The organism is Dehalogenimonas sp. W, from assembly GCF_037094495.1.
Lineage (GTDB): Bacteria > Chloroflexota > Dehalococcoidia > Dehalococcoidales > Dehalococcoidaceae > Dehalogenimonas > Dehalogenimonas loeffleri.
Genome location: NZ_CP146612.1, coordinates 824,411 through 843,849, shown reverse-complemented (window position 1 = coordinate 843,849; position 19,439 = coordinate 824,411). Strand labels below are relative to the sequence as shown.

Annotated in this window: 28 protein-coding genes; all 28 read left to right on the top strand. The window is 53.5% G+C overall.

Features of this window, described 5'->3' with window-relative positions; translation table 11 throughout:
• The first annotated feature begins 14 nt into the window (after positions 1-14).
• The 28 genes from V8247_RS04330 to V8247_RS04195 all read left to right on the top strand — a co-directional run bounded on the left by V8247_RS04330 (position 15) and on the right by V8247_RS04195 (position 19,393).
• Complete coding sequence (locus V8247_RS04330) at positions 15-515, top strand: hypothetical protein (RefSeq protein WP_338739147.1); 501 nt, start codon at positions 15-17, stop codon at positions 513-515.
• Entirely contained in the window at positions 512-688 is a 177-nt protein-coding gene (locus V8247_RS04325) for a cytosine permease (RefSeq protein ID WP_338739145.1), read from the top strand. The genes V8247_RS04330 and V8247_RS04325 overlap by 4 nt, the downstream gene beginning before the upstream one ends.
• Positions 685-1,251, top strand: a complete 567-nt coding sequence (locus tag V8247_RS04320; protein ID WP_338739143.1) for a hypothetical protein — start codon at positions 685-687, stop codon at positions 1,249-1,251. Before V8247_RS04325 ends, V8247_RS04320 begins: the two co-directional genes overlap by 4 nt.
• Complete coding sequence (locus V8247_RS04315) at positions 1,248-1,718, top strand: hypothetical protein (RefSeq protein WP_338739141.1); 471 nt, start codon at positions 1,248-1,250, stop codon at positions 1,716-1,718. The genes V8247_RS04320 and V8247_RS04315 overlap by 4 nt, the downstream gene beginning before the upstream one ends.
• A complete protein-coding gene (locus tag V8247_RS04310) occupies positions 1,719-2,222 on the top strand; it encodes a hypothetical protein (RefSeq protein WP_338739139.1) in 504 nt (167 codons plus the stop codon).
• Positions 2,223-2,235: 13 nt separating this feature from the next.
• Positions 2,236-2,991, top strand: a complete 756-nt coding sequence (locus V8247_RS04305) for a hypothetical protein (protein ID WP_338739137.1) — start codon at positions 2,236-2,238, stop codon at positions 2,989-2,991.
• Positions 2,992-3,000: 9 nt separating this feature from the next.
• The gene (locus V8247_RS04300; RefSeq protein WP_338739135.1) at positions 3,001-4,257 is read left to right on the top strand and encodes a S8 family serine peptidase; all 1,257 of its coding nucleotides are present in this window, start codon (positions 3,001-3,003) and stop codon (positions 4,255-4,257) included.
• Positions 4,258-4,449, top strand: coding sequence for a hypothetical protein (locus V8247_RS04295; protein WP_338739133.1), 192 nt, complete (start codon positions 4,258-4,260; stop codon positions 4,447-4,449).
• Positions 4,450-4,454: 5 nt separating this feature from the next.
• Positions 4,455-4,763, top strand: coding sequence for a hypothetical protein (locus V8247_RS04290; protein ID WP_338739130.1), 309 nt, complete (start codon positions 4,455-4,457; stop codon positions 4,761-4,763).
• Positions 4,764-5,150, top strand: coding sequence for a hypothetical protein (locus V8247_RS04285; RefSeq protein WP_338739128.1), 387 nt, complete (start codon positions 4,764-4,766; stop codon positions 5,148-5,150).
• Between the two features lie 9 nt (positions 5,151-5,159).
• A complete protein-coding gene (locus V8247_RS04280) occupies positions 5,160-5,762 on the top strand; it encodes a hypothetical protein (RefSeq protein ID WP_338739126.1) in 603 nt (200 codons plus the stop codon).
• Positions 5,763-5,771: 9 nt separating this feature from the next.
• Complete coding sequence (locus V8247_RS04275; protein WP_338739124.1) at positions 5,772-6,242, top strand: hypothetical protein; 471 nt, start codon at positions 5,772-5,774, stop codon at positions 6,240-6,242.
• Complete coding sequence (locus V8247_RS04270; RefSeq protein ID WP_338739122.1) at positions 6,242-6,955, top strand: tyrosine-type recombinase/integrase; 714 nt, start codon at positions 6,242-6,244, stop codon at positions 6,953-6,955. Before V8247_RS04275 ends, V8247_RS04270 begins: the two co-directional genes overlap by 1 nt.
• The gene (locus V8247_RS04265; RefSeq protein WP_338739120.1) at positions 6,933-7,238 is read left to right on the top strand and encodes a hypothetical protein; all 306 of its coding nucleotides are present in this window, start codon (positions 6,933-6,935) and stop codon (positions 7,236-7,238) included. Before V8247_RS04270 ends, V8247_RS04265 begins: the two co-directional genes overlap by 23 nt.
• Entirely contained in the window at positions 7,238-8,698 is a 1,461-nt protein-coding gene (locus V8247_RS04260) for an ArdC-like ssDNA-binding domain-containing protein (RefSeq protein WP_338739118.1), read from the top strand. The genes V8247_RS04265 and V8247_RS04260 overlap by 1 nt, the downstream gene beginning before the upstream one ends.
• A gap of 9 nt (positions 8,699-8,707) precedes the next feature.
• Complete coding sequence (locus tag V8247_RS04255) at positions 8,708-9,238, top strand: hypothetical protein (RefSeq protein WP_338739116.1); 531 nt, start codon at positions 8,708-8,710, stop codon at positions 9,236-9,238.
• Positions 9,239-9,350: 112 nt separating this feature from the next.
• Positions 9,351-10,379, top strand: coding sequence for a DUF6236 family protein (locus tag V8247_RS04250; protein ID WP_338739114.1), 1,029 nt, complete (start codon positions 9,351-9,353; stop codon positions 10,377-10,379).
• 5 nt (positions 10,380-10,384) lie between these two features.
• A complete protein-coding gene (locus tag V8247_RS04245; RefSeq protein ID WP_338739111.1) occupies positions 10,385-11,158 on the top strand; it encodes a DUF429 domain-containing protein in 774 nt (257 codons plus the stop codon).
• A gap of 513 nt (positions 11,159-11,671) precedes the next feature.
• On the top strand, positions 11,672-13,927 hold the full coding sequence (locus V8247_RS04240) for an MBL fold metallo-hydrolase (RefSeq protein ID WP_338739109.1): 2,256 nt from the start codon (positions 11,672-11,674) through the stop codon (positions 13,925-13,927).
• Positions 13,928-13,929: 2 nt separating this feature from the next.
• Positions 13,930-14,643, top strand: coding sequence for a hypothetical protein (locus V8247_RS04235; RefSeq protein ID WP_338739107.1), 714 nt, complete (start codon positions 13,930-13,932; stop codon positions 14,641-14,643).
• Positions 14,644-15,017: 374 nt separating this feature from the next.
• Positions 15,018-15,704 (top strand): hypothetical protein, encoded by a 687-nt coding sequence (locus tag V8247_RS04230; RefSeq protein WP_338739105.1) that lies wholly within the window; start codon positions 15,018-15,020, stop codon positions 15,702-15,704.
• Between the two features lie 171 nt (positions 15,705-15,875).
• A complete protein-coding gene (locus tag V8247_RS04225) occupies positions 15,876-17,021 on the top strand; it encodes a hypothetical protein (RefSeq protein ID WP_338739103.1) in 1,146 nt (381 codons plus the stop codon).
• A 175-nt stretch (positions 17,022-17,196) separates the two neighbouring features.
• Entirely contained in the window at positions 17,197-17,409 is a 213-nt protein-coding gene (locus tag V8247_RS04220) for a hypothetical protein (protein ID WP_338739101.1), read from the top strand.
• Between the two features lie 94 nt (positions 17,410-17,503).
• Positions 17,504-17,806 carry a hypothetical protein gene (locus V8247_RS04215; protein ID WP_338739099.1) on the top strand — a complete coding sequence of 101 codons (303 nt, stop codon included), beginning with the start codon at positions 17,504-17,506 and terminating at the stop codon, positions 17,804-17,806.
• 80 nt (positions 17,807-17,886) lie between these two features.
• Entirely contained in the window at positions 17,887-18,300 is a 414-nt protein-coding gene (locus tag V8247_RS04210; RefSeq protein WP_338739097.1) for a hypothetical protein, read from the top strand.
• Positions 18,301-18,376: 76 nt separating this feature from the next.
• Positions 18,377-18,673, top strand: coding sequence for a hypothetical protein (locus V8247_RS04205; protein ID WP_338739095.1), 297 nt, complete (start codon positions 18,377-18,379; stop codon positions 18,671-18,673).
• A 65-nt stretch (positions 18,674-18,738) separates the two neighbouring features.
• Positions 18,739-19,215 carry a hypothetical protein gene (locus V8247_RS04200; RefSeq protein WP_338739093.1) on the top strand — a complete coding sequence of 159 codons (477 nt, stop codon included), beginning with the start codon at positions 18,739-18,741 and terminating at the stop codon, positions 19,213-19,215.
• Between the two features lie 49 nt (positions 19,216-19,264).
• Positions 19,265-19,393 (top strand): hypothetical protein, encoded by a 129-nt coding sequence (locus V8247_RS04195; protein ID WP_338739090.1) that lies wholly within the window; start codon positions 19,265-19,267, stop codon positions 19,391-19,393.
• Positions 19,394-19,439: the final 46 nt, after the last annotated feature.

The following is a 19,439-nucleotide window of genomic DNA, read 5'->3' as shown; positions in this document are numbered from 1 at the left end:
TAGGGAGGGAAACTATGCCCTATGCGATGGCGCCGCCAGGCTACCGGGCAATCCTTGTAGGCCAGACTGACAGTATCGAGGGAATGAGCACCTTCGCCCCGCTTGAGGAAAGCGCCGACGAGGGTGCTCTTTTCTTGACCCGGCTAGATTTCGAGGCAGTTCCCTCGGCTGAGGCGCTTACCCGGCTGGAGCAGGCTTTTGAGGATGCCGGCGTCGAGCACTGGCCGGGTTACGAATACATCGTTTACGCGGATCCCGGCCAACCTGCCGTTTATCTCGCCTGGCAGAAAGGCGCGGCCTGGCTGCCGGTCATCGCTGGGATCATCGGCTTTATCGCCCTGCCGCCGCTGGTCGGCACGCTTGTTTGGTGGCTGATACCCGAGGAAGTGAAAAGCCTTATATCCACCCTTCTCAACATGGGCATGATGCTACTGGTCATGTTCGTGCTGATGCAGGTGATGAAGCCGCTGACCGCGCCGGACAAGCCCAAAAAGCTTAAAGAGGCATCACCATGAACCATTACCCTGAAGAATACCGGGGTTACTACCCCGAAAGCTATCAGCCGCTGTTCTGGCAGGCGGTGTTTTCGGGCATTATCGGCTTCGCCATGATGATCGCCATGAGCGCCTGGGCGCTGTCACTGGTCAGAAAAGCCCTCAAGGGCGAAGACGTGGAGTTCCCGCTATGAGTCCAGCCTTGTCGGTGATGGGCAGCGCGCTGGGCGACATTTTCTGGGATCTGCCGCCATGGCTTTACTACTCTCCCGGCTACGACCTTGGCCTGTCTGTTTACGCGGCCAATCCCAGCGGGAGCGAGCAGGAATACGCGCTCATCGCCCGGCTTTCGCGGGACGGCCAACAGATCAGTGAGGAAGCGCTGCCGGTTGCCGGCTACGCCTGGTTCAAAGCCAAGCCGGGGGATCTGGTTCAGCTGAAAGGGTCATTGCGCTTTACCGAGACGAACGCGGTGCTGACGGTGCTCCTTTATGAGAAAGAAAGCGGTGAGGTGGTGGATTCGGTGGCCACCATGCTGGTGGCGCCAAGCAGTTCGGTGCTGCCGCCGGCCTGGCCGGGCGCGCCGGGGAACAGTGGCTCTTCGGGCTTCGACTGGAGCCTGCTTCTCGGCATGATGCTGCCGATCTTGATGGTGGGTATCGTGGCTTCGGCTCTAAAGCCTAAAAAAGAAGAGACCAAGCGGATCGATTCGGCAGGAAAATCTCTGAAGCAGCTGCCGGTGGGGAGAGGTGAATGATGCCGGGTGAGTTCTACGTCGAAGGTGGTAAAGCCAGGACCAGCCTCACGGCGATCGAGTCGGCCATTGCCGGACTCGAATCCAGACTGGAAGCGGTAAAAGGCCAGACCGACAAGTTGTCCGGTGAGAGCCCGTTCGAGGGTTCGGCTGTTGCCGACTGGCAGACAGCGGAAAGCAATTTGGTAATGGCCGGTGCTCCCGGCGCCAGGTACAAGTTGCATGACTTTAGTATCGCCGTCCACAACCTCTCCGGCAGTCAGGTGACGGTCAGGCTCTATAAGAAGATCAACGGTGCCGAGCGCAAGGTCTATGAGCAGTCTTTTGACGCCGCGGCGGACCCACCGGGCCTGCCGGTGGTCAACGGCACCTGGGCGATCCACGATCCGCTGCGGGTGACGATCAAGAGCAACGACCCGGCCGACAACGGCAAGTCGGTCGACTACGACTTCATGCTGGAGGCGATGTAGATGAGTCTTCTTTTAAGAGCGAAGTCGGGAGCGACCAAGCTGTCGGAAATTGAGATAGATACCGACAAAGACTGGCAGTCCAGGTGTATCCGTAACCTGGGCGGAATCGATGCCTTGATGCAGCCAGGCGACATCATTTACCGGGGCCAGAACGTGTTCGAGCGACTGCCTTTGAACTACGGCACCGGCTACAACGTCCTCAAGGCGCTTAATCAGGGGGTAGGCCGCCCGGGCTGGCTGGATATCCAGGAACTCATCGCCTATATGACAGGCGCGGTGAACCGGGTTGCTGACCCGCCGCTTCTTTCAATGCCGAGGCCTTCCGTGGGTATCGCCACCGCCGAAGATCACTCTGGCGGCGGCTTTGCAACCGGGGCGGCTCGCACTATTTCGGCGCCGGGGATTTCTGTTGCCACAGGCGTCGAGCACGATACGAGCGCGGCAGAATCTTTGTCGGAAACTATTCCGATGCCCGGCATCGGAGTGACAGCACAACTAGTATAAGAAGGAGACATCGATGCAAGAAGAGAATTATACCGAAGATCCAAAACTGGAGAGTAAATATCGTCGCTTTGAAAAGTTGGGCACCGAGCTGAAGCTACCGGTTTTCCGGACATTCCTGGGGATGGAGGTCCGAAACGGAGATGGCGATATCATCCACTCGCACCGGCAACGAAGCCATTCCTGGAACCGAAATGCCTATAACTTCCTCTTTTCCCAGATGAACGCTTATGGCCTCACGGGGACTAATTTATTCGAAGCCGGAGCGATTTCACTTCGGTGGACCAATGGCAATATCTATCCAAACGGCTCGGGATGGGGTTTTAAACTGGTCGCCGGTTGGGATGAAGCCATCAACGTTAACGAGCGGTCCGCCTCTACAGGCTTTCTCTCCGATCCGGGTGTTACCACGAAGGGCATCATACTTGGCACCAACGCTTTTCCCGAATCTTTCGAAGGCCACGTTTTGGGCGCTGAAATCCCCAATGGCTCGGGCGCTGGGCAGATGGACTATGCCCAGTCGGACCTTCATTCTTTGAACTACGACGCGCCAACGAAAACGCTCACCGACACCTTGATCCGTTATATCAACAACAACTCCGGTGCTGAAATCGGGATCAACGAGGTCGCCCTGTACGGCAGAGTCAAGTTTAGCTCGGCCGGAACCGGTAGCGTCATGTTCTCGCGCGATGTCCTGGCATCCACGGTCACCGTGCCCAACACGGGTCAACTCAAGGTGACCTATACCATTCAGCTCGCCTACCCTGCATAAGGAGAAGATATGCGCTACGCCCTCATCTCTAAAGATTTATCGATCGACCGGCTCGAAGCCGAGGCCAGGAAGATTGGCGCCCGGAACATCCGGAAAGCCAGCCTGATCGGCCAGGTGTTTTGCGAACTCGACCAGGCGCAAGTTGACAGGTTGTCGGCCATTCCCGGGATTGCGCTCAAAGCTCTCAGGCAGTACAGCACGAGCCAGGTGGTCACCCAGACTCCGGTAGTGGAAAGTATATCCGACGTCTTCTATTTGCTCCGAAGCTATTTTAACCCGCCGATCATGGGCACCGGTCTTACGGTAGCCGTCTTGGACAGCGGTGTCCGCAAGACGCACCAGTCGCTGCAGGGCAAGGTGGTCTATGAGGCCAATTTTACCGGATCGCCCACGGCGTCGGACGTTTACGGCCACGGCACCCAGGTAGCTTTCGTAATCGCTGGCGGCATGCACGCCCTCGGCGGCAACTCCGGCGTTTCGCCCGGCGCTTCGATTATGAATATCAAGGTCATCGGCGACGAGGGTATCGCCACGGATGAGGCTATCGTGCTCGGCATCGACCGGGTATGTGATCTGGCCGAGCAGGCCCGCACGTCAGGTCTTTTTCCTGCCGATGAGCTGTATCCCAACGTGATAAATCTCTCGCTCGGCGGTGAGGATGACGGCGATCCCGACAATCCGGTGCGCGCCGCCTGCCGGGCGGCCAGTATCGAATACGGACTGGACGTGATCGCCGCGGCGGGCAATACCGGACCAAAAATGACGACGATGATGCTGCCGGCCTGCGAGCCGGAGGTGGTTGCTGTCGGCGCCATAGAAACGCATGGCGAGCTTGCCGTCTGGGAGAAATCCTCCCGCGGGCCCACGGTACAGGGCGAGACCAAGCCGGATTTCGTTATCTGGGGGACGAACCTTGAGATGGCGTCGGACAAGAATGACGATGGGTATGTGGTTAAATCGGGGACGAGCTTCGCCGCGCCAATGCTGGCGGGACTCACCGGGCTTCTGTGGGAAAGCGGACGCCGGGCTTATGGTGAAGCTTGGCAGTACCGCTGGACGCTGGCCAGGGACGTGGCGCCGTATTTTTCCACCAAGCCGCAGGATGCCCCCCTAAACAAGGACAACGCCTACGGCTACGGGCTGCCGGCCATGGGTGCCATGCTCGGGCAGGTGACATCGGGTAGCTCACCTTCGACTCAGACGGCGGATATGATGCAAATGATGACGGCCATGATGCTGATGGCCGGAGTGATGGGAGCGAATTAAATGAACAAGGGAATGATGGCGGCCATTGTTATTGAGCTCGTCGGCATTGCGACGATCGGTATAGGTATCGGCATCGAACTGGCCACCAAAGTCGATTTCGGTCTGGTGGTGACCACCACCGGTAGCTGTCTGGTGGCTATGGGCGGCGTCATCTGGGGCAAGTTCATCTGCGTCACCCGAAGGAGGGAATAACCACTATGGAAAGAATTTACATCGCCCTAGCAGCTTTATTTGGCGGTTTTATCGCCGCGCTCCTGGGCTGGCTGGAAAGCGGCGAGACCTTTAACATCCGCAAGTTCGGCGGGTCGATGATCCGCACCGTCCTGGCTAGTGTGATCCTGTCGCTCAGCGTTGACTCAACCGGACAGGTGAACATCGCAAGCATCTTCTACGCCTTCCTGGGCGGTGCCGGAGTGGACGTCATCGGCAACCGCCTGGCGGGCAATTTCGGCAACGGCAGCTTCCCGTTGGCGGAGAGTTCTGGAAAGGATGACCCGGAGGGCTAGATGGCGCAGTATGCCGATATTATTGAGATCATTGCCCCATCGGAAGCTGTTTCGGGCGGCCGGGTGGACATCACCGTCCGGGTCAAAAACACCTATTCCGCGCCCATCGGCGTCAGGGTCGAAGCGGCGCTCGATTACGGCGTTTCCCCGCAACCGGGAGTCATCTTTCCGACCGACTGGGCCAATATCGACGCGCAGGCGGTCTGGCCATTTTCCGGTTATTTCTACATGCCCAGCCAGAAGGTGACCGTTCGCGCCAAGAGTTTTTGGTACGGTGCTGACGGAGGGTGGTACGCCGACGACGAGATGGCTAAAACGGTCAATCTGGGTTCAAGTGGCCAGCCCATAATTTCGGACTTCCGCATTGCGGATTTCATCAAGGTATAGGAGGAACAAATGGCTTTCAAAACACTCAATCTGGAACTCAAGCCTTTTGCGGCGCAAGGTAATGGCGCTATCGCCCTGGCTGAAGACCCGGTAGCGCCCGGCTGGTATGTCGATCCGGCCACCGGCCAGCACATTTTCTATGATCCGGTGGCGGGAAAATTCTTCACCGCGGCCGGCGGCGTTTATATCCCGCTCAGTTACATGAATCCGGCGCCGAAGCAGGTGGCGGTGGCTCCGGGGGACCGCCTGATGGTGAGCATCTCTTTCAAGTACACCGGTCCGGCGGTTACCGGCGTTACCGGGTACTACTGCATCGGCACGAACGGGATGTTCGGTTTCGACGAAAAATTGGTGCAACAGACCACCTTTAGTATCCCGCAGATAACGACACCGCCGTCGTACCCGAATGTCACCAATTCCTATATCTTCACCATTCCATCCAACGTCGGCACCAACTGGGATGACATCTACGTCAAGATTTTTGGCGGCAGTCCGAGCATCGGCGGTCAGGCGACGACCAACTATCTCTTCGGCTACGAGAACGCCCTCGTTATCGCCGGCAGCCAGCCGACGATCACCGAATTCAAGATTTCGGACTTCGCCAAGGTATAGGAGGGGCAGGTGGTACTCGATATCGCCTTTGCGCCGATGGCGCTTTCGCCGGGGACTTTCAACGCCGGGGATACCCTCAGGGTGACGGTGGCCTTTAAATATGTCATCGGCGTGAACACAACGGTAAAGCTTCTGGCCGGACCCTATTCGACCAATCTCTTTGGCAAGCACTTGGTGAACGCCTGCGTCGGCCAGGCGGATGTGCCGCTTGCGGCAAGTTCGGAACCAACCGAAGGCTCGGCCTCGGTCGATTTCCTGCTGGTGCCCAAGTCGAGCGGTGGCATCGACAACGGCTCCTACGGCCTCCGGGTCTGGATCGAGGACACTAACGCCGTGGCTGAACAGGATAACGTCATCATCGTCACCGGCAATGCTTCAGGCGGCGACATGCTGTCGTCTATGCTGCCGATGCTGATGATGCTCTTGATGATGGGGCTCATCATGCCGATGACGCAGCAAATGAGTGAGGAGACCAGCTAGTGGGTAAGACTTACCTTGAACTCGACGAAGTGGCGAGACTGGAAGGCGCCGCTGTGTATCTCAGGGACCGGCTGCTCATTCGTCTGCTTTTTCACCTGGGCTGCCGGGTATCCGAGGCGCTGGGTGTCAGGGTGAAGGACCTTGATTTTCGTCGGGGCACGGTGACCATCGAGCACCTGAAGTCACGCATCCGGCTGTTGTGTCCGGAATGTGGCGCCAGGCTGGGCAAGGGGCACAAGTTTTGCCCGGTGTGCGGCCGGAAGGTGGAGAAGGCGGTTTCTCAGGAAAAGGAGCATCACCGTTTCCGGACGCTGCCGCTGGATAAAACCACTCTCGGTCTGCTCAAGGAATACATCGGCCGCGGCGGCACGGTGGCCAGAAATGGTGAAAAGATGCTCTTCGATCTTGGCCGTAACCGGGCCTGGCAAATCGTCAGGGATTGTGCCGAGCGCGCCGGAATACCGCGCCTTGTGAACGTCGAAAGCGGCAAGACCCATAACGTCTCTCCCCACCGGCTGCGCGACGCTTTCGCCGTGCATGCTGTGAAGCATGACGATTCGGGTGACGGTCTCCGGCTACTGCAGGAGCACCTGGGGCATCAGAGCATCATCACCACCATGAAGTATCGTAAAGTCTCCGGAGAAGAGCAGAAGGAGTGGTACCGAAAACTATGGCAAGGAGGGAAACCTGATGGGCAGGTATGCCAACCATGAAGAATTTGGGGTGAATGCCCCGATTAATTATCGCGAGGACACCACCAGCGAGTCTTACCTTGAGGGCTTGGCAGCCATCGCCCCACCCGGGATGAAGCCGCGGCGCACAAGGGGCGAGAAGTTCGAGGAGAAGACCGATTTCAAGGCCTCGGCCAGGTGGCATCGCAACTTTGACATGGCCATGTTCGGCGGTTCGGACATCGGCACCACCGGCTTCGAGGACAAGCAGTTGGACCTTGAAAGCAAGCGAAACGGCATCAAACGGATTCCGGGGAGGAGATAATGGCCGGACAGGTGTACGTTACCATACGAGATAAAGAGTGGGTCGCCACGGTGGCGGCCACCCCTTGGGAGTTGGTGCAAGGCTTGGGCGGCTTGCCGGCGCTTGAGGCGCGGACCGGGATGTTTTTTGATCTCGGCTTTTCGCGAATCATTGAGGTAACCACATCTCCGATGCTATTCTTGCTTGATATCGCCTTTCTTTCGGAATCGTTCACTGTGACCGAGATTTACCGTAACGTACCGCAGGGCTACCTGGTGACCTCGGCATCACCTGCGCGTTACTTCATCGAGGTCAACTCCGGCGAGCTGGAAGGTATCGAAGCGGGCGATATGGCCTCGGTGAGCTGGCTGGCGATCGCGGAAATCCCGGCACAAGAATTGGATTGGGCGAGTACGTTCGTGTCATTCGGCGGCTTGTTGGCTGCTGGCGCCGTCATGGTCGGCTTGTCGCAACACCTGGCTGACACCGTGTTCGAGAACCCTGATCCCGAACTCTTACCGGCGGCGGCCGTTACGTCACCGAAATGCGAGATCGTTTATCCCCGGAACTACGATATGGTCAGCTGGGTCGGCGTGCCGGTGCCGGATTACAGTTTCTCCATTGAACCAGAAGCCAAGGAACGCCGCATCGATGAGGTGCTTAAGAAGCTCAAGGAAGGCGTCGAAGGCATCCAGAGTAGCGAGCATTTCCGAAATTTCCTGCTCACCATGGCGAAATTCCATGACTACAGCATCGGTAACCTTATCCTGATCGCGGCGCAGAAGCCTGACGCCACCCGGGTAGCCGGTTTCAACACCTGGAAAGACCTCTACCGCTGGGTGAAGAAGGGCGAAAAGGGGATCGCCATACTAGCGCCTTGCATGCCGTCGAAGTCGGCCAAAATGACTGAGCCAGCCGGTGAACAGCGCGAAGAGGAAGAGAAACGCGAAATGATTCGCCCGATCTACTTCAAGGTGGTCTATGTTTTTGATGTCAGCCAGACCGAAGGTAAACCACTACCTGAATTCGAGGTGCCGGTGCTTACCGGTGAAGCCAATGAGGAGCTCTTCGATAACATTCTTCACCTTGTCAGGATTCAGGGTGTATCTGTCGGCTTTGATTCCCGGCCGGATCAGAATCCAGCGATCAAGGGCTACTTTTCCGGCAAGGAAATCTGGGTCCGGCCGGAAGAATCCCGCGCCCAGCAGTTGAAAACGCTGATTCATGAGGTGGCGCATTACTACTCCGAAGGCGTGTTCCACATCCCCAGGAGAGATGCCGAGACGATTGCCGAAAGTGCTGCCTTTGCTGTCGGGGCTCACTTTGGTTTTGATACCGGAACGAGATCCTTCCCCTATGTCGCTCTATGGGCGCAAGACAAGAAAGTCCTGGAGAAAAATCTGGCCTCGATTCGCCAGGTGACCACCAGAATCATCGAGGGCATGGAATCCCTGGCGAAAAAGCCAGTAGGGGTGGCCTGAGGTAGGTTTATGGTGATGGAACTGAGACCGAAAAGTGGCGGTTTTCTCCGGCCGTTTGGCTGCGGCTGGTTTATCCGGGAGTTTCTTCTAGGAAACGGGCCGGAAGGTGCGCCGCGGATAGATCCGGAGCGCGGCGCTCCCCAAGCGGACATCAACTATGAATACAAAGAGGCGCTGGCCAGGGCAACCGCCAGGGAGCGCGCGGAGCGGATCATCAGCAAGCAGGTGGTCCGGGGCGTGGATGTCACCGAGGAATTCGCCGAAGAAATCTACCAGAAGCAGCTTAAAAAGGTGTCACGGAAGTTTACGCACATGCGGTACCACTCGTTCCTGATGTATTTCGGGGTGTTGAAGCGGTTGGGGTGGGTGGAAGTGACCGGTAGAAGCGAGGATTCCTCGATTCAAGAGAATTATCCAGATGCTCCTGAACGGCTTTTTTATCGCCTTACCGTTGTTGGGCGGATTGCCGCAGATAAATCTTGGGCGAATCCGCTTTTTACCCTCTACCCTGAAATTGGGCCTAGCCATATGAAGAAGTAGTCAAATCGGACCAAATACTAGAGCCTCCTTATTTTGATGCACTTCCTTCGTAGGTAATAACAACTATGATACAATGCCGGCGATGAACACTCATTCAGATTGGAGAGCCGGAATGAGATCCAAAGCATTGTATTTCCCCTATATCAGCCCGCCCGAAGGAAACTGGCTATATCTCATGTTGTTGTATTGGGACCAATTGAGTTCGATCGTCCCATTTGAATTAGCGGATTCTCCTGAAAGGCTTCCCCCTCATATGCATATACTCATGAAGGAGGGACTAATCCATCCCGTTACTCCGGCCAAATTCATCGAAGACATTGATGCCTTCGGCCTACCATTTTTGAGTTACGTCGAGAGGCGAATTCGACGAAAAACACCTAGGCAACATGCCACACACTCAAAAACTTCGATACATATCGAAAAACTCGGTCATATTGCGGAGGATCTTGTCGAATTGGGAGCAGCCACTCCAGCGCATTACCCGTGGTATGAGATGGAGCCTTGGGTAGCCAATGCTTTCATGTCTTACCTTGCGTGTATCCTCGGTAACTTGCCTGAAATCGACAGCGTCCCAATTACAAATGATGAATCTTGCTTACAAACGTTAAGGGGCGGTTCATATGGACGGTACTCATTGCTGGATTCACAGAGAAGGACAGTCCTCGAAGATCTGTTTCCTTTTCCTAAAGGTGATGTAGACATCCCAGGTATCATTAAGTTCAAAAAGAAATACGGGGCTGAACTTACTCATTTTAGAAACGAGGTCGAAGAATTATTCATTGATCTTTCCGCGATCAGTGATTGTTATCTTCGCGAAGAAAAACGGCAAATGGCCATACATAAACTTAAGAACGAAATCGAGTGTATTTCGCGCCGTCTGCAGGAGACATGGCCTGGAGTTGAGTTATTAGACGTTTTGGCGATTATGGGTGCTAGTGGTTCTATCGTGACTCATCTCCATGGCGATCAGTCACTAGCAGCTGGACTGGGGGCGTTTTCTTTACCTCGTCTCATTAATTCATATCTGGAGCGGAGGCAGCAACGAAATTCACTATTCAACCATCCCCTTGCTTATGGCGCGTTACTTCGACGCCAAATGTCACAGCCTAATGGAATAGTACGAGTGCCCCGTGGTAGATGAAGTCGTTGGAAATAGAAACCAGCAACCGAGGCAAGGTTGATATGATGCTTGCAGGGATCGATCTGGCGTGGAAAAACGAGAAAAACCCCACTGCAGTATCTATAGGAGAACTCTCGGGACACCATCTCAATGTCACCGGGATTCACCCTGCGTTGAGCGGCCTAAACGAATTGAAATCAATTATCCTACTTCAAGAGGAACTATATGGAGTCGCGATCGACGCTCCGCTCGTCATGCAGAATTCCTTTGGGCAACGCCACTGCGAGAGACAAGTGAGTGTTGATTTTGGAGGACGAGGTGCTTCATGTCACTCTTCGAATTTAGAGCGATACCCCAATCCTGCAGGAGTCGAATTGTCACGTCACCTCGAAAGTCTTGGATTTGAACACCTGAGGCATGCTGATAATGGGAAATTTCAAATTGAATGTTATCCCCATCCAGCGATTATAGAAATCTTCAGTTTACCGAAACGGTTAGCGTACAAGAAGGGGCCGACGGACGCGAAGAAACAAGGGCAAGTAATTCTTTCAAACTATATCAAAGCGCTTGGCCGATCAAATGTTATCTCTCTGTCGATTATTGATGAATTTCAAACATATCTTGATCATTCGTATATTAGGTCGTTGTCGGGAGAGGCGCTTAAAACAAATGAAGACGTGTTAGATTCGATTATTTGTGTATACATTGCTGCACTATTTTCGCACTCGGTTCCTCATAAGTGTTACGGTTCAGTTGAAGATGGCTACATTTACGTTCCCAAACAGCCTTGCGTTAATTGAATTCTAGGCTTGTTAGGCCGGCTCATATGTATTTCGCCACCAACTCCAGAGAGCCGTATGGACGGCGACCGGTAGTGATCGAATACATTATTTACTGCTGCTAGCCAGACTCTAAGCATTGGGGTATTATTATGCCGCCAAGACAAGGACGATATTATTGGAGAAGGATATGAAATGAGCGAATCATGTAGTGTCTGCAACCAATCTATCCAAAATTCCAGAGTGGCTACCCATTACCCCGGAATTGTCTGCCGACAGTGCGACCAAAGGGCTCTTAACATACTCGGATTGCCTGCTAAGTTCGATTCCTTATCAGAAGAAGGCGACAATCCGGTCTTTATCGATGGGATAAAATGCTGGCGCCGGATCCGATTTGGTGGATTTGTCACTATGCGGGATGACGATAATAGCTCGGATCTTGAGACATTCTATGTTAACCAGGGTTTATTGGCGCGTCGATCTCACAAACCAGGATAAGTTTGCCATGAATGTAACTCGAAAAATTCGACTGAAATGCAGATAACGATCCATCGAGGTACGCGTGAGATTGGCGGAACCTGCATTGAACTGAAATCAAGGTCTGGAAAATCCCGGATCGTTCTCGATATTGGAATGCCTTTGGTGAATCGCGATATGTCGCCGTTCGAATGGGATAAATATCGGGAATTAACCTTATCTGATCTTATATCAAAACGTATTCTGCCGGCAGTGCCCGGATTATATGATGAAAACGAACCTGCGCCTGACGGCATTCTGATATCGCACTCCCATCTTGATCATTACGGATTTCTTCGATTCGTAAACCCTCAGATTCCGCTTTTCATGAGCCGGGGAACGCAGGCATTGGCCGAGGTATCCAACGCCTTTCTGGATACTCAGGTCAGTACTGACAACATCAAGCCCTTGAAAATATGGGACCCTATTGGGCTGGGCGAATTCACGATAACACCTTACCTTATGGATCATTCCGCACCTGACGCGGTAGCCTTTTTAATCAGCGCTGACGGTCATCGTCTATTCTATACAGGGGATTTCAGAGGACACGGTCGAAAAATGATCCTACTCGACCGGCTCTTAGAAAGACCTCCAAGAAAAGTCGATGTCCTGTTAATGGAAGGTTCTATGCTGGGGCGGGAAGAGGGACCGTACCCAGACGAGGTTGCTGTCGAAGAGGCGCTATCCGACCTGTTTAGTACTCATCGGGGCCTTGCTTATATCTTTGCATCCTCGCAGAATCTAGACCGTTTAGTGTCTATATTCCGAGCAGCGAGGAAAAACGGCCGGACTATAGTGATCGATCTGTACACCGCCTTCGTTCTCGACAAGCTTCGGACAATCTCCTCAAGCATCCCCCAATTCGATTGGGATGGTGTACGTGTCTTATTCACCCACTATCATGCCCAGAAGTTAGCTGATGAAGACAAACAGCTTCTCTACAAATACGCACGATCCAAGATCGAATTTGAAGAAATCCAAGCCGAGCCTGACAACAAAGTCTTCCTGGTAAAGGACAATCGGATTTTCCGGATAGCCGCAACAAAATTAAAGACACATACCAAGGCCATAGCCATATATTCCATGTGGCATGGTTACCTTGATAAGACTAACTTGAAAGACTTCCTGGCGGCTAATGAGGTCAGTTTCACCGAGGTGCACACGAGTGGTCATGCCTACCTGCGCGATTTGGAAAGAGTGGTTGATGCACTCAAACCAGGTTGCGTAATTCCAGTTCACACTTTTCATCCTGAAAAATATACGCAACTTTTCTCGAATGCAGTCAGATTGGAGGATGGCGAAAACATGGATCTCGATACGATAATCAAGACCACCGAACCGCGGTGCAGGGCTCTTTCGACAGGGTTTCTTGAAAAGTTCAGCTTGCCAGATGGAATCTTTAGGCCGCTTATTGAATTGGTTCAAAATAATAAAGACCTGCATCTTGAGCTTCGTGGTCAGCTTGCCGATCCCCATCAGCCTGAAATCGCTCCGGTTGATGAAGCTGTTGGAATCTATTTCAAGGGGAACAGCATTCTTTGTTTACGCTCAAATCACAAGGTTGAAATCCATGAGGCCTTTTCCAAAGGCCTGGTGGTGCCTAAATACCTTAATCGCCCTGACGATGTTCAGGCTTACTTGGCGATTGTTCCTGATCTTATGTATCGGGTGTCCAGCAGAGGGAAAAGCAGCATGGAGATCGAATACGAGCAGATGATTATCAGGGCTAATAACTTTGAGGAGCGCAACAATTCCGAATATGTCATTCTGGCCAACCAATATGGCGTTGGTTCGGACAGGTGGGACCTGGTGGCCTTAAAGTGGCCTCGGCTGCGCCGTGGAGGGAACAAGCCGGTCGGCCAACTAGCTCTAATCGAAGTGAAATACGCGCTCAATGACGATATTAAAGATGCCCACAAGCAATTGGCCCGATATTACGATTACATCAAGGGTAACCTGAATTCACTCTGCGACGAGTTGGAGCTCATATTGAGGCAGAAGATTGCGCTCGGGCTTATTCAACGTACAACAGAACAACTTGCGCAGTTACAGAAATTGACGCTGGTACGAGACATCAGTAAGATCGAAATGGTTCTTTATCTGGTTGATTATAATCCTAACAGCGTCTGGAAGGACAAAATGGTTCGCAAAGCGATGGAGTTGCCATTTAGGGATCAAATACGGATTCGACTCGGCGGCCTCGCATTGTGGGAGCAGAGTTTAACACCTTTGCATGAAGCCGGAAAGGCACTAGGGGAATATCCCGAGGTCTAGGGATGGCAAGAAGACACTCCGGAAGAGCGGTGAAAGGTAGCCGGTTTCACCTTCAGTGTCTTGTGAACGGGGATCCCCGCATTGATCTGAATAATTTCATCCTGGCACGAAGCCAATCTCTCTCAGATTACGCGAATGGCCAATTTGAGTGGAAGTCTCCCCTCAAAAGCCAAGGATACATCGAATATCGAGACGCAGCTTTTCTAACACAAGTGGGGCTACCACAATTGGGGGAATGCCTTTCATCATTTTGGCCGCGACTTGGTCCCTGCTGGGATGCCTTGGCGACAGTGCCCGGGAAGGATTATGGCCATGGGGTCATCCTGGTTGAAGCCAAAAGCCACGTTACGGAGCTAGGAACTAACTCCAGTGTCTGCGGCGCTAAAGCAAAGAGCTTGAATTTGATTAAAGCTAGTCTTGAGATTTCGAAAAAAGCTTTGGGCGTGGAGAAAGAAACCGATTGGTTGGGAAAATACTATCAATATGCCAACCGCCTAGCTCATCTATATTGGTTGAATAGTCAACAGATTCCTGTATGGATGGTGTTTCTTTATTTCATGGGTGACATCAATCAGCGCGGACCTGAAGCCGAACTCGATTGGCGCAAGCATCTGACCTTGATGAAAACTGAACTCGGTTTGCTGGAAAACCACATCCTGAGTGACAGGATCGTTGAGGTGTTCATTCCGCTCGAACACAGAGACATTCATATGTAATTAATCCAGGGGACTATTTTCATGCGAAGCCTCCCGATTCCGGGAGGCTTTTTCTTTTCGGTGCCCTTGGAAGAACCCCAGAGGGGGTGTAAAAAGTGCTAGTTCTTCAGGGTGTTCAAAATGACTTTTTGTTTGACAATGAAGCTGGAAAAACAAACAAAAGCACCTTAACAACCGAATACGAAAAAACCTTGACCTGAACGCTTGCCCTGAAAGGGGGAACCATGAGTTCAAGCGTAACGGTAGCCGGAGAATACAACCGGCCTGGGGGCTTCTGTAGTCAGTGTCACAAGGTTTGGGCGCAGAAAATAAGGCAAGGCGTTTGCCGATGGTGCGGAAAGGTCGCCACCTGTCAGACCAAAGAGACAACCGCCTTGCGTAGCTTCAAGTCTAGCCGAAGCGTCAAGCCAAAGCAAACCGGCAATAGCAACCGGTATGACCACCTTACCGGCCAGTGGCTTACTTACTATAAGGTAGCATCCCGTTTCAGCCACAAGGCCAAGCCGGACGAAAAGGATGACCTGCTCCACGATATAATCATCACCCTTGCCGATGTGGAACGGAACAACGGGCACCATCCTTTCACCGAAGCCGCCATGTATCGTATCGCCAGCCGTGCCCAAGCCCTTTACTGGCGCAAGCGATACCGGCAAGACAACGGCCTAACCTGCGGGGACTGTAGCAAGGCGCAACGGCACAAGTGTAAAGCCGACTGGCTTTTCGGTAAGTGTCCTAAAGCTATCAAGCTCGAAAGCCTGAATAAGCCCGTCACAGACGATGAAGGCAATACCACGGAACTCGGCGATCTGATTGCCGATGACAGGGCACTGGACCTCGAAGCATGGGTTGATGCCAGCACCTTCTTGCTACATTGTCCCGACAGGCTAATCGCCATCGCCGAAAAGCGGCGGGACGGGCAACCGCTAACACAAGTTGAACTAAACTATCTTTGCCGATTTCGGAAACGGGAACAAAAAAGACTATTTGAGGGTGTTATGAATCAGCCCAATTCCGCAACTTATACAGTAGGAGCGTCGGCTATGCCAGCGAATTGCGGATAGCCGGTAGCTTACTACTGAGCGAAGCCGGTAGAGTTGCCCACTATCGGATAGCTAAAAGGGGGTCAGACAATAGAACAACTGAATATCGAGGGCAAGCGTTCAGGTCAGGGCTTTTTAGCGCACAAGGCGGTACTGGTAAACGCACTGTCAAGGGCACTCGCCGAAAGGGCGATGTTACTTGACTGTACCATCGGGCGGAAAGGCTTTCTTACCTATCTGAAGTCATTAGGCGGGTCGAACATCGTCAAGATTGTTCCGTCTAACGGTGATGCCAGCGGGTCGCGGGTCGCCGATAAACGACTGAAGGTGGTATGCGGAGCCAATACCAGCTACCTTGAGAACATGGCTTGGGTCGGCGAAAAGACACCGCTTACGCTGTGCGACATCAGGGTAAGCCCTTCAAACTCGGTCAGCCCCAACCTCGGCGCACTGGAGCTTTCGGACGCCCTTACAAGGGTGCTGCCGTTTACCGCCAATGAGGACACCCGCCCAATCCTTCAATGTGTCCTGTTCAAGGTACAAGACGGTAAGCTATACCTAGTAGGTGCCGACGGCTACCGGTTAGCCGTAATGAAGCTGGACTTCGACGGGGACGAGGGTCAAGTCCTTGTCAATCGGGACGAGCTTCGGGGTGTTACCAGTGCCCTTAGACGGGCACGTCGGGTTAGAATGGGCTTTGAGAAAAGCGGGGACGGCCTTGAAGGCATGAGCCTACTTCTGGACACGGAGCTAATCCGCTATGACTGGCGGGGATGCGCCGGCAACTTTCCAGACTATGAGAAGCTCATACCCGCCGACTTCGCCAGCCGTGTCAGCTTCGACACCAATGAAGCGCTCAAGGCGGTAAGCTCCCTCAAGGTCATCGCCGACTCCAGAACCTATGCCATAGACCTCATTATCGGGGATGGCAAGGTCATCATGGCGAACACCGACGACAAGGGCGAAACCGAAATAACCGCCGACACCACCGGTGAACCGGTCAAGGTAAGGCTTGACGGGGGTTATCTTGCCGACGCTTTGAGGGCCTGTGGCGGTATGGTAGAGCTGAAACTCAGCGACGCCAAATCGCCGATGCTTTTCACAGCACCGGACTATGAGCTGGTGGTCATGCCGATGCTGACTCCTGAAAGCCAGAAGCCGCAGGATGAAACCAAGGCAGAAGAGCCAGCCGAAGCCGTCGAGACACCCGCCGAGCCAGTACCCGAAGGTGAAGCCGAGAAAATCCAAGCCGTAGCCGAAGCCGAGGCCATTACCAAAGCCGACAAGCCGAAGCCCAAGAAACACGGCAAGGTAAAAGAACCGGTAGCCGTAGCCTGACAGCCCAAAACTGAACGCTTGAACTCGCAAAACAGCCGCACTTGAAGGGGTGTAACAGCCCCTTTTTGTGCTTATTTTTGTTAAGGGGGTATTCCTGCCCTTCGCGGTGGGAATACCCCCTTTCGTTTTTGGCTGAAAGCATGGGCAAGGACACAAGGAAGAAAGGAGATTAAGAATGGCACAAGAAGAAACGCCGGAACTCGGCGAATATGCCCGCCGTGGTTTCAGGCTGGAGTATCTTGACGACCACATAATGGCGCTCTTTCACGACGATGAGGAACTCGGCGCTTTCAGCCAGATGGGAGCGACGGCGGATAGCATCCAGTCGGGTTGCGCCAGGCATTTAGCCGACAAGCACGGGGAGGAACGTACTCAGAAAATTGAATAGAACCGGAAAAGGTCGAGTGGGTAAGGGGTCGGGAAGTTACAAGCACCGGCCCCTTACTTTTGCCTAAAACACCACGAGAAGGGAGGTGACAGCTATGGATGCGTTACTGGTAATCAATCCCGTTGTCCCATTGGGCCAGGTGGTGGCCACCCGGGGAGTTCATGCCTTAGCCGGTGAGAAGCCGGAGTTTGCTGAATTCATGCGCCGTTCCTTGAACCGCCATGCCAAAGGCGACTGGGGCAACATCGATGAGGCGGATAAACAGGAGAATGAGTTGAGTCTGAAACAAGGATTCAGAATACTCTCCGCTTATGAGGCCGGAGGTTTACCCAAAATCTGGATCATCACAGAGGCTGACCGGTCGGCAACGACGATTCTCTTCCCTGATGAGTACTAACTAAGCCCCCTGTCCGCCGGCTCAGGGTTATCAAAGCCGGCAAATTCAAAGGGGTAAGTCTGCCCAAATGGAGGTGAAAAATGCGGCAGAAATCATGCCAGGCAAGGCTTGAAGCGGAACTTCAAGACCGGCTGCGGGATATACGGACGCTCTGGCGACTATACCAAAGAAACCCCGAAACGTCTCATCGGGAACTGGGACGATTCGGGGAATACGGTTTGAGCTGTGACTACGTGGCCAGGGGGACGTTCCAAGGCCAGAAGCGGGGTTATTTCCGCTGGCAATTGTCCTGGGGCGGTCCGGCGGATGAGTTTCGCTTCTACATGGACGAGAATCTCGACGCCGTTGAGATCGAATACTGGTTTTTAGACTGGTATGACGGGGCAAGCCGGAGCTTGTCTGGGGAAAACTACGCCTTACTCAATGAGATCTTTCAGAACTTCAAAGATCTCGGCCTGGTCAAAACCGAACGCGCTCAGTCTTTCGGCAATTAACCGTTTCGCGGGGGCTGCGCATCCGTTATCACGCAGGAATAACAGGGTTGTTTGTACCTGGAAAGGAGATGAAGCTATGCCTATCAAGTGGAGTGCTCTCAAGGTCAGTGAGGCGATGGACATGATTGATGGGTTCATCGAACAGGCCTCCGAGCCGCTGGAACAGGCCAGGATAGTGGCCACCGAGGCCCGGAAGATAGCCGACATCCCGCTCTATGTCGATGGCCGCCTTGCCTGTCTCATTATCAACATAGAGCGCATCGACAGTATCCGAGGCTCAATCGAGGCCGTCCGTGAATCCTTACCCAGCGGCGCCGCGGCGGAAGAGCAGAAACGAATCGAAAGCGGCCACCAACTCGTCCTGGTGGCCTAAACCCAGTCAATTCAGTGTCCATAGGGATACCTGTGCCCAAAATCTGGAGGAAAGGGGTAACAAGCATGATGGGTCAACTCGATCTGTTTCAGAACGTTAAGCTGGCCGAACCGGAACCAAGAACTACGGTCAGACTTAGCCGGAAAGCCGCTCAGATACCACTACAGAAAAAGCAGCGGGCAGCCGTAAAGCGTCTCATGGAAATACTCAAAGAACTGGAGGGTAAAGACATTTTCCTTGGCTCATACAGTGCCGGCGGTGGCCATTTCTGGCTCGATAACCTGAAGCTATCCAAGCTTAAAGTGGAAAGCTTTAGGACAGAGCGGGATGAATCTTGTCCGCCAAGAGTTATCGTTCTCTTCGGCAATAAGGGGGCTTGTATCAGGATATTCGCCGATGACTTGTTGGCAATTCGGGAGCAGGAATACCCGGGTTATCATCACTTTCTGCTGGACTTCTGGAATGGCTTCGGACAAAGCCCGATGAACAGTTACCGGTCACACTATGCCTGTCTGGCCATCACCAGATTTAGGACTAAGTGAAAGGAGAAACCATAATTGAACGTCACAGCGGAACAGGGCATCTCAAATTTTGTCGGATGCCTTACAGATCCTCATTGTGTTTCCGGGTGGTTGGGAAGACACTATTCCCGAATGGCTCAAGACGGCCGTCACACTGGAGAAGCTGGCACTGAACGTGGAGTCCCTTAAAAACGACTAATATACTGACACCGATGCCGAGGCTTGCGTCTGGCGGCCATTGCCTA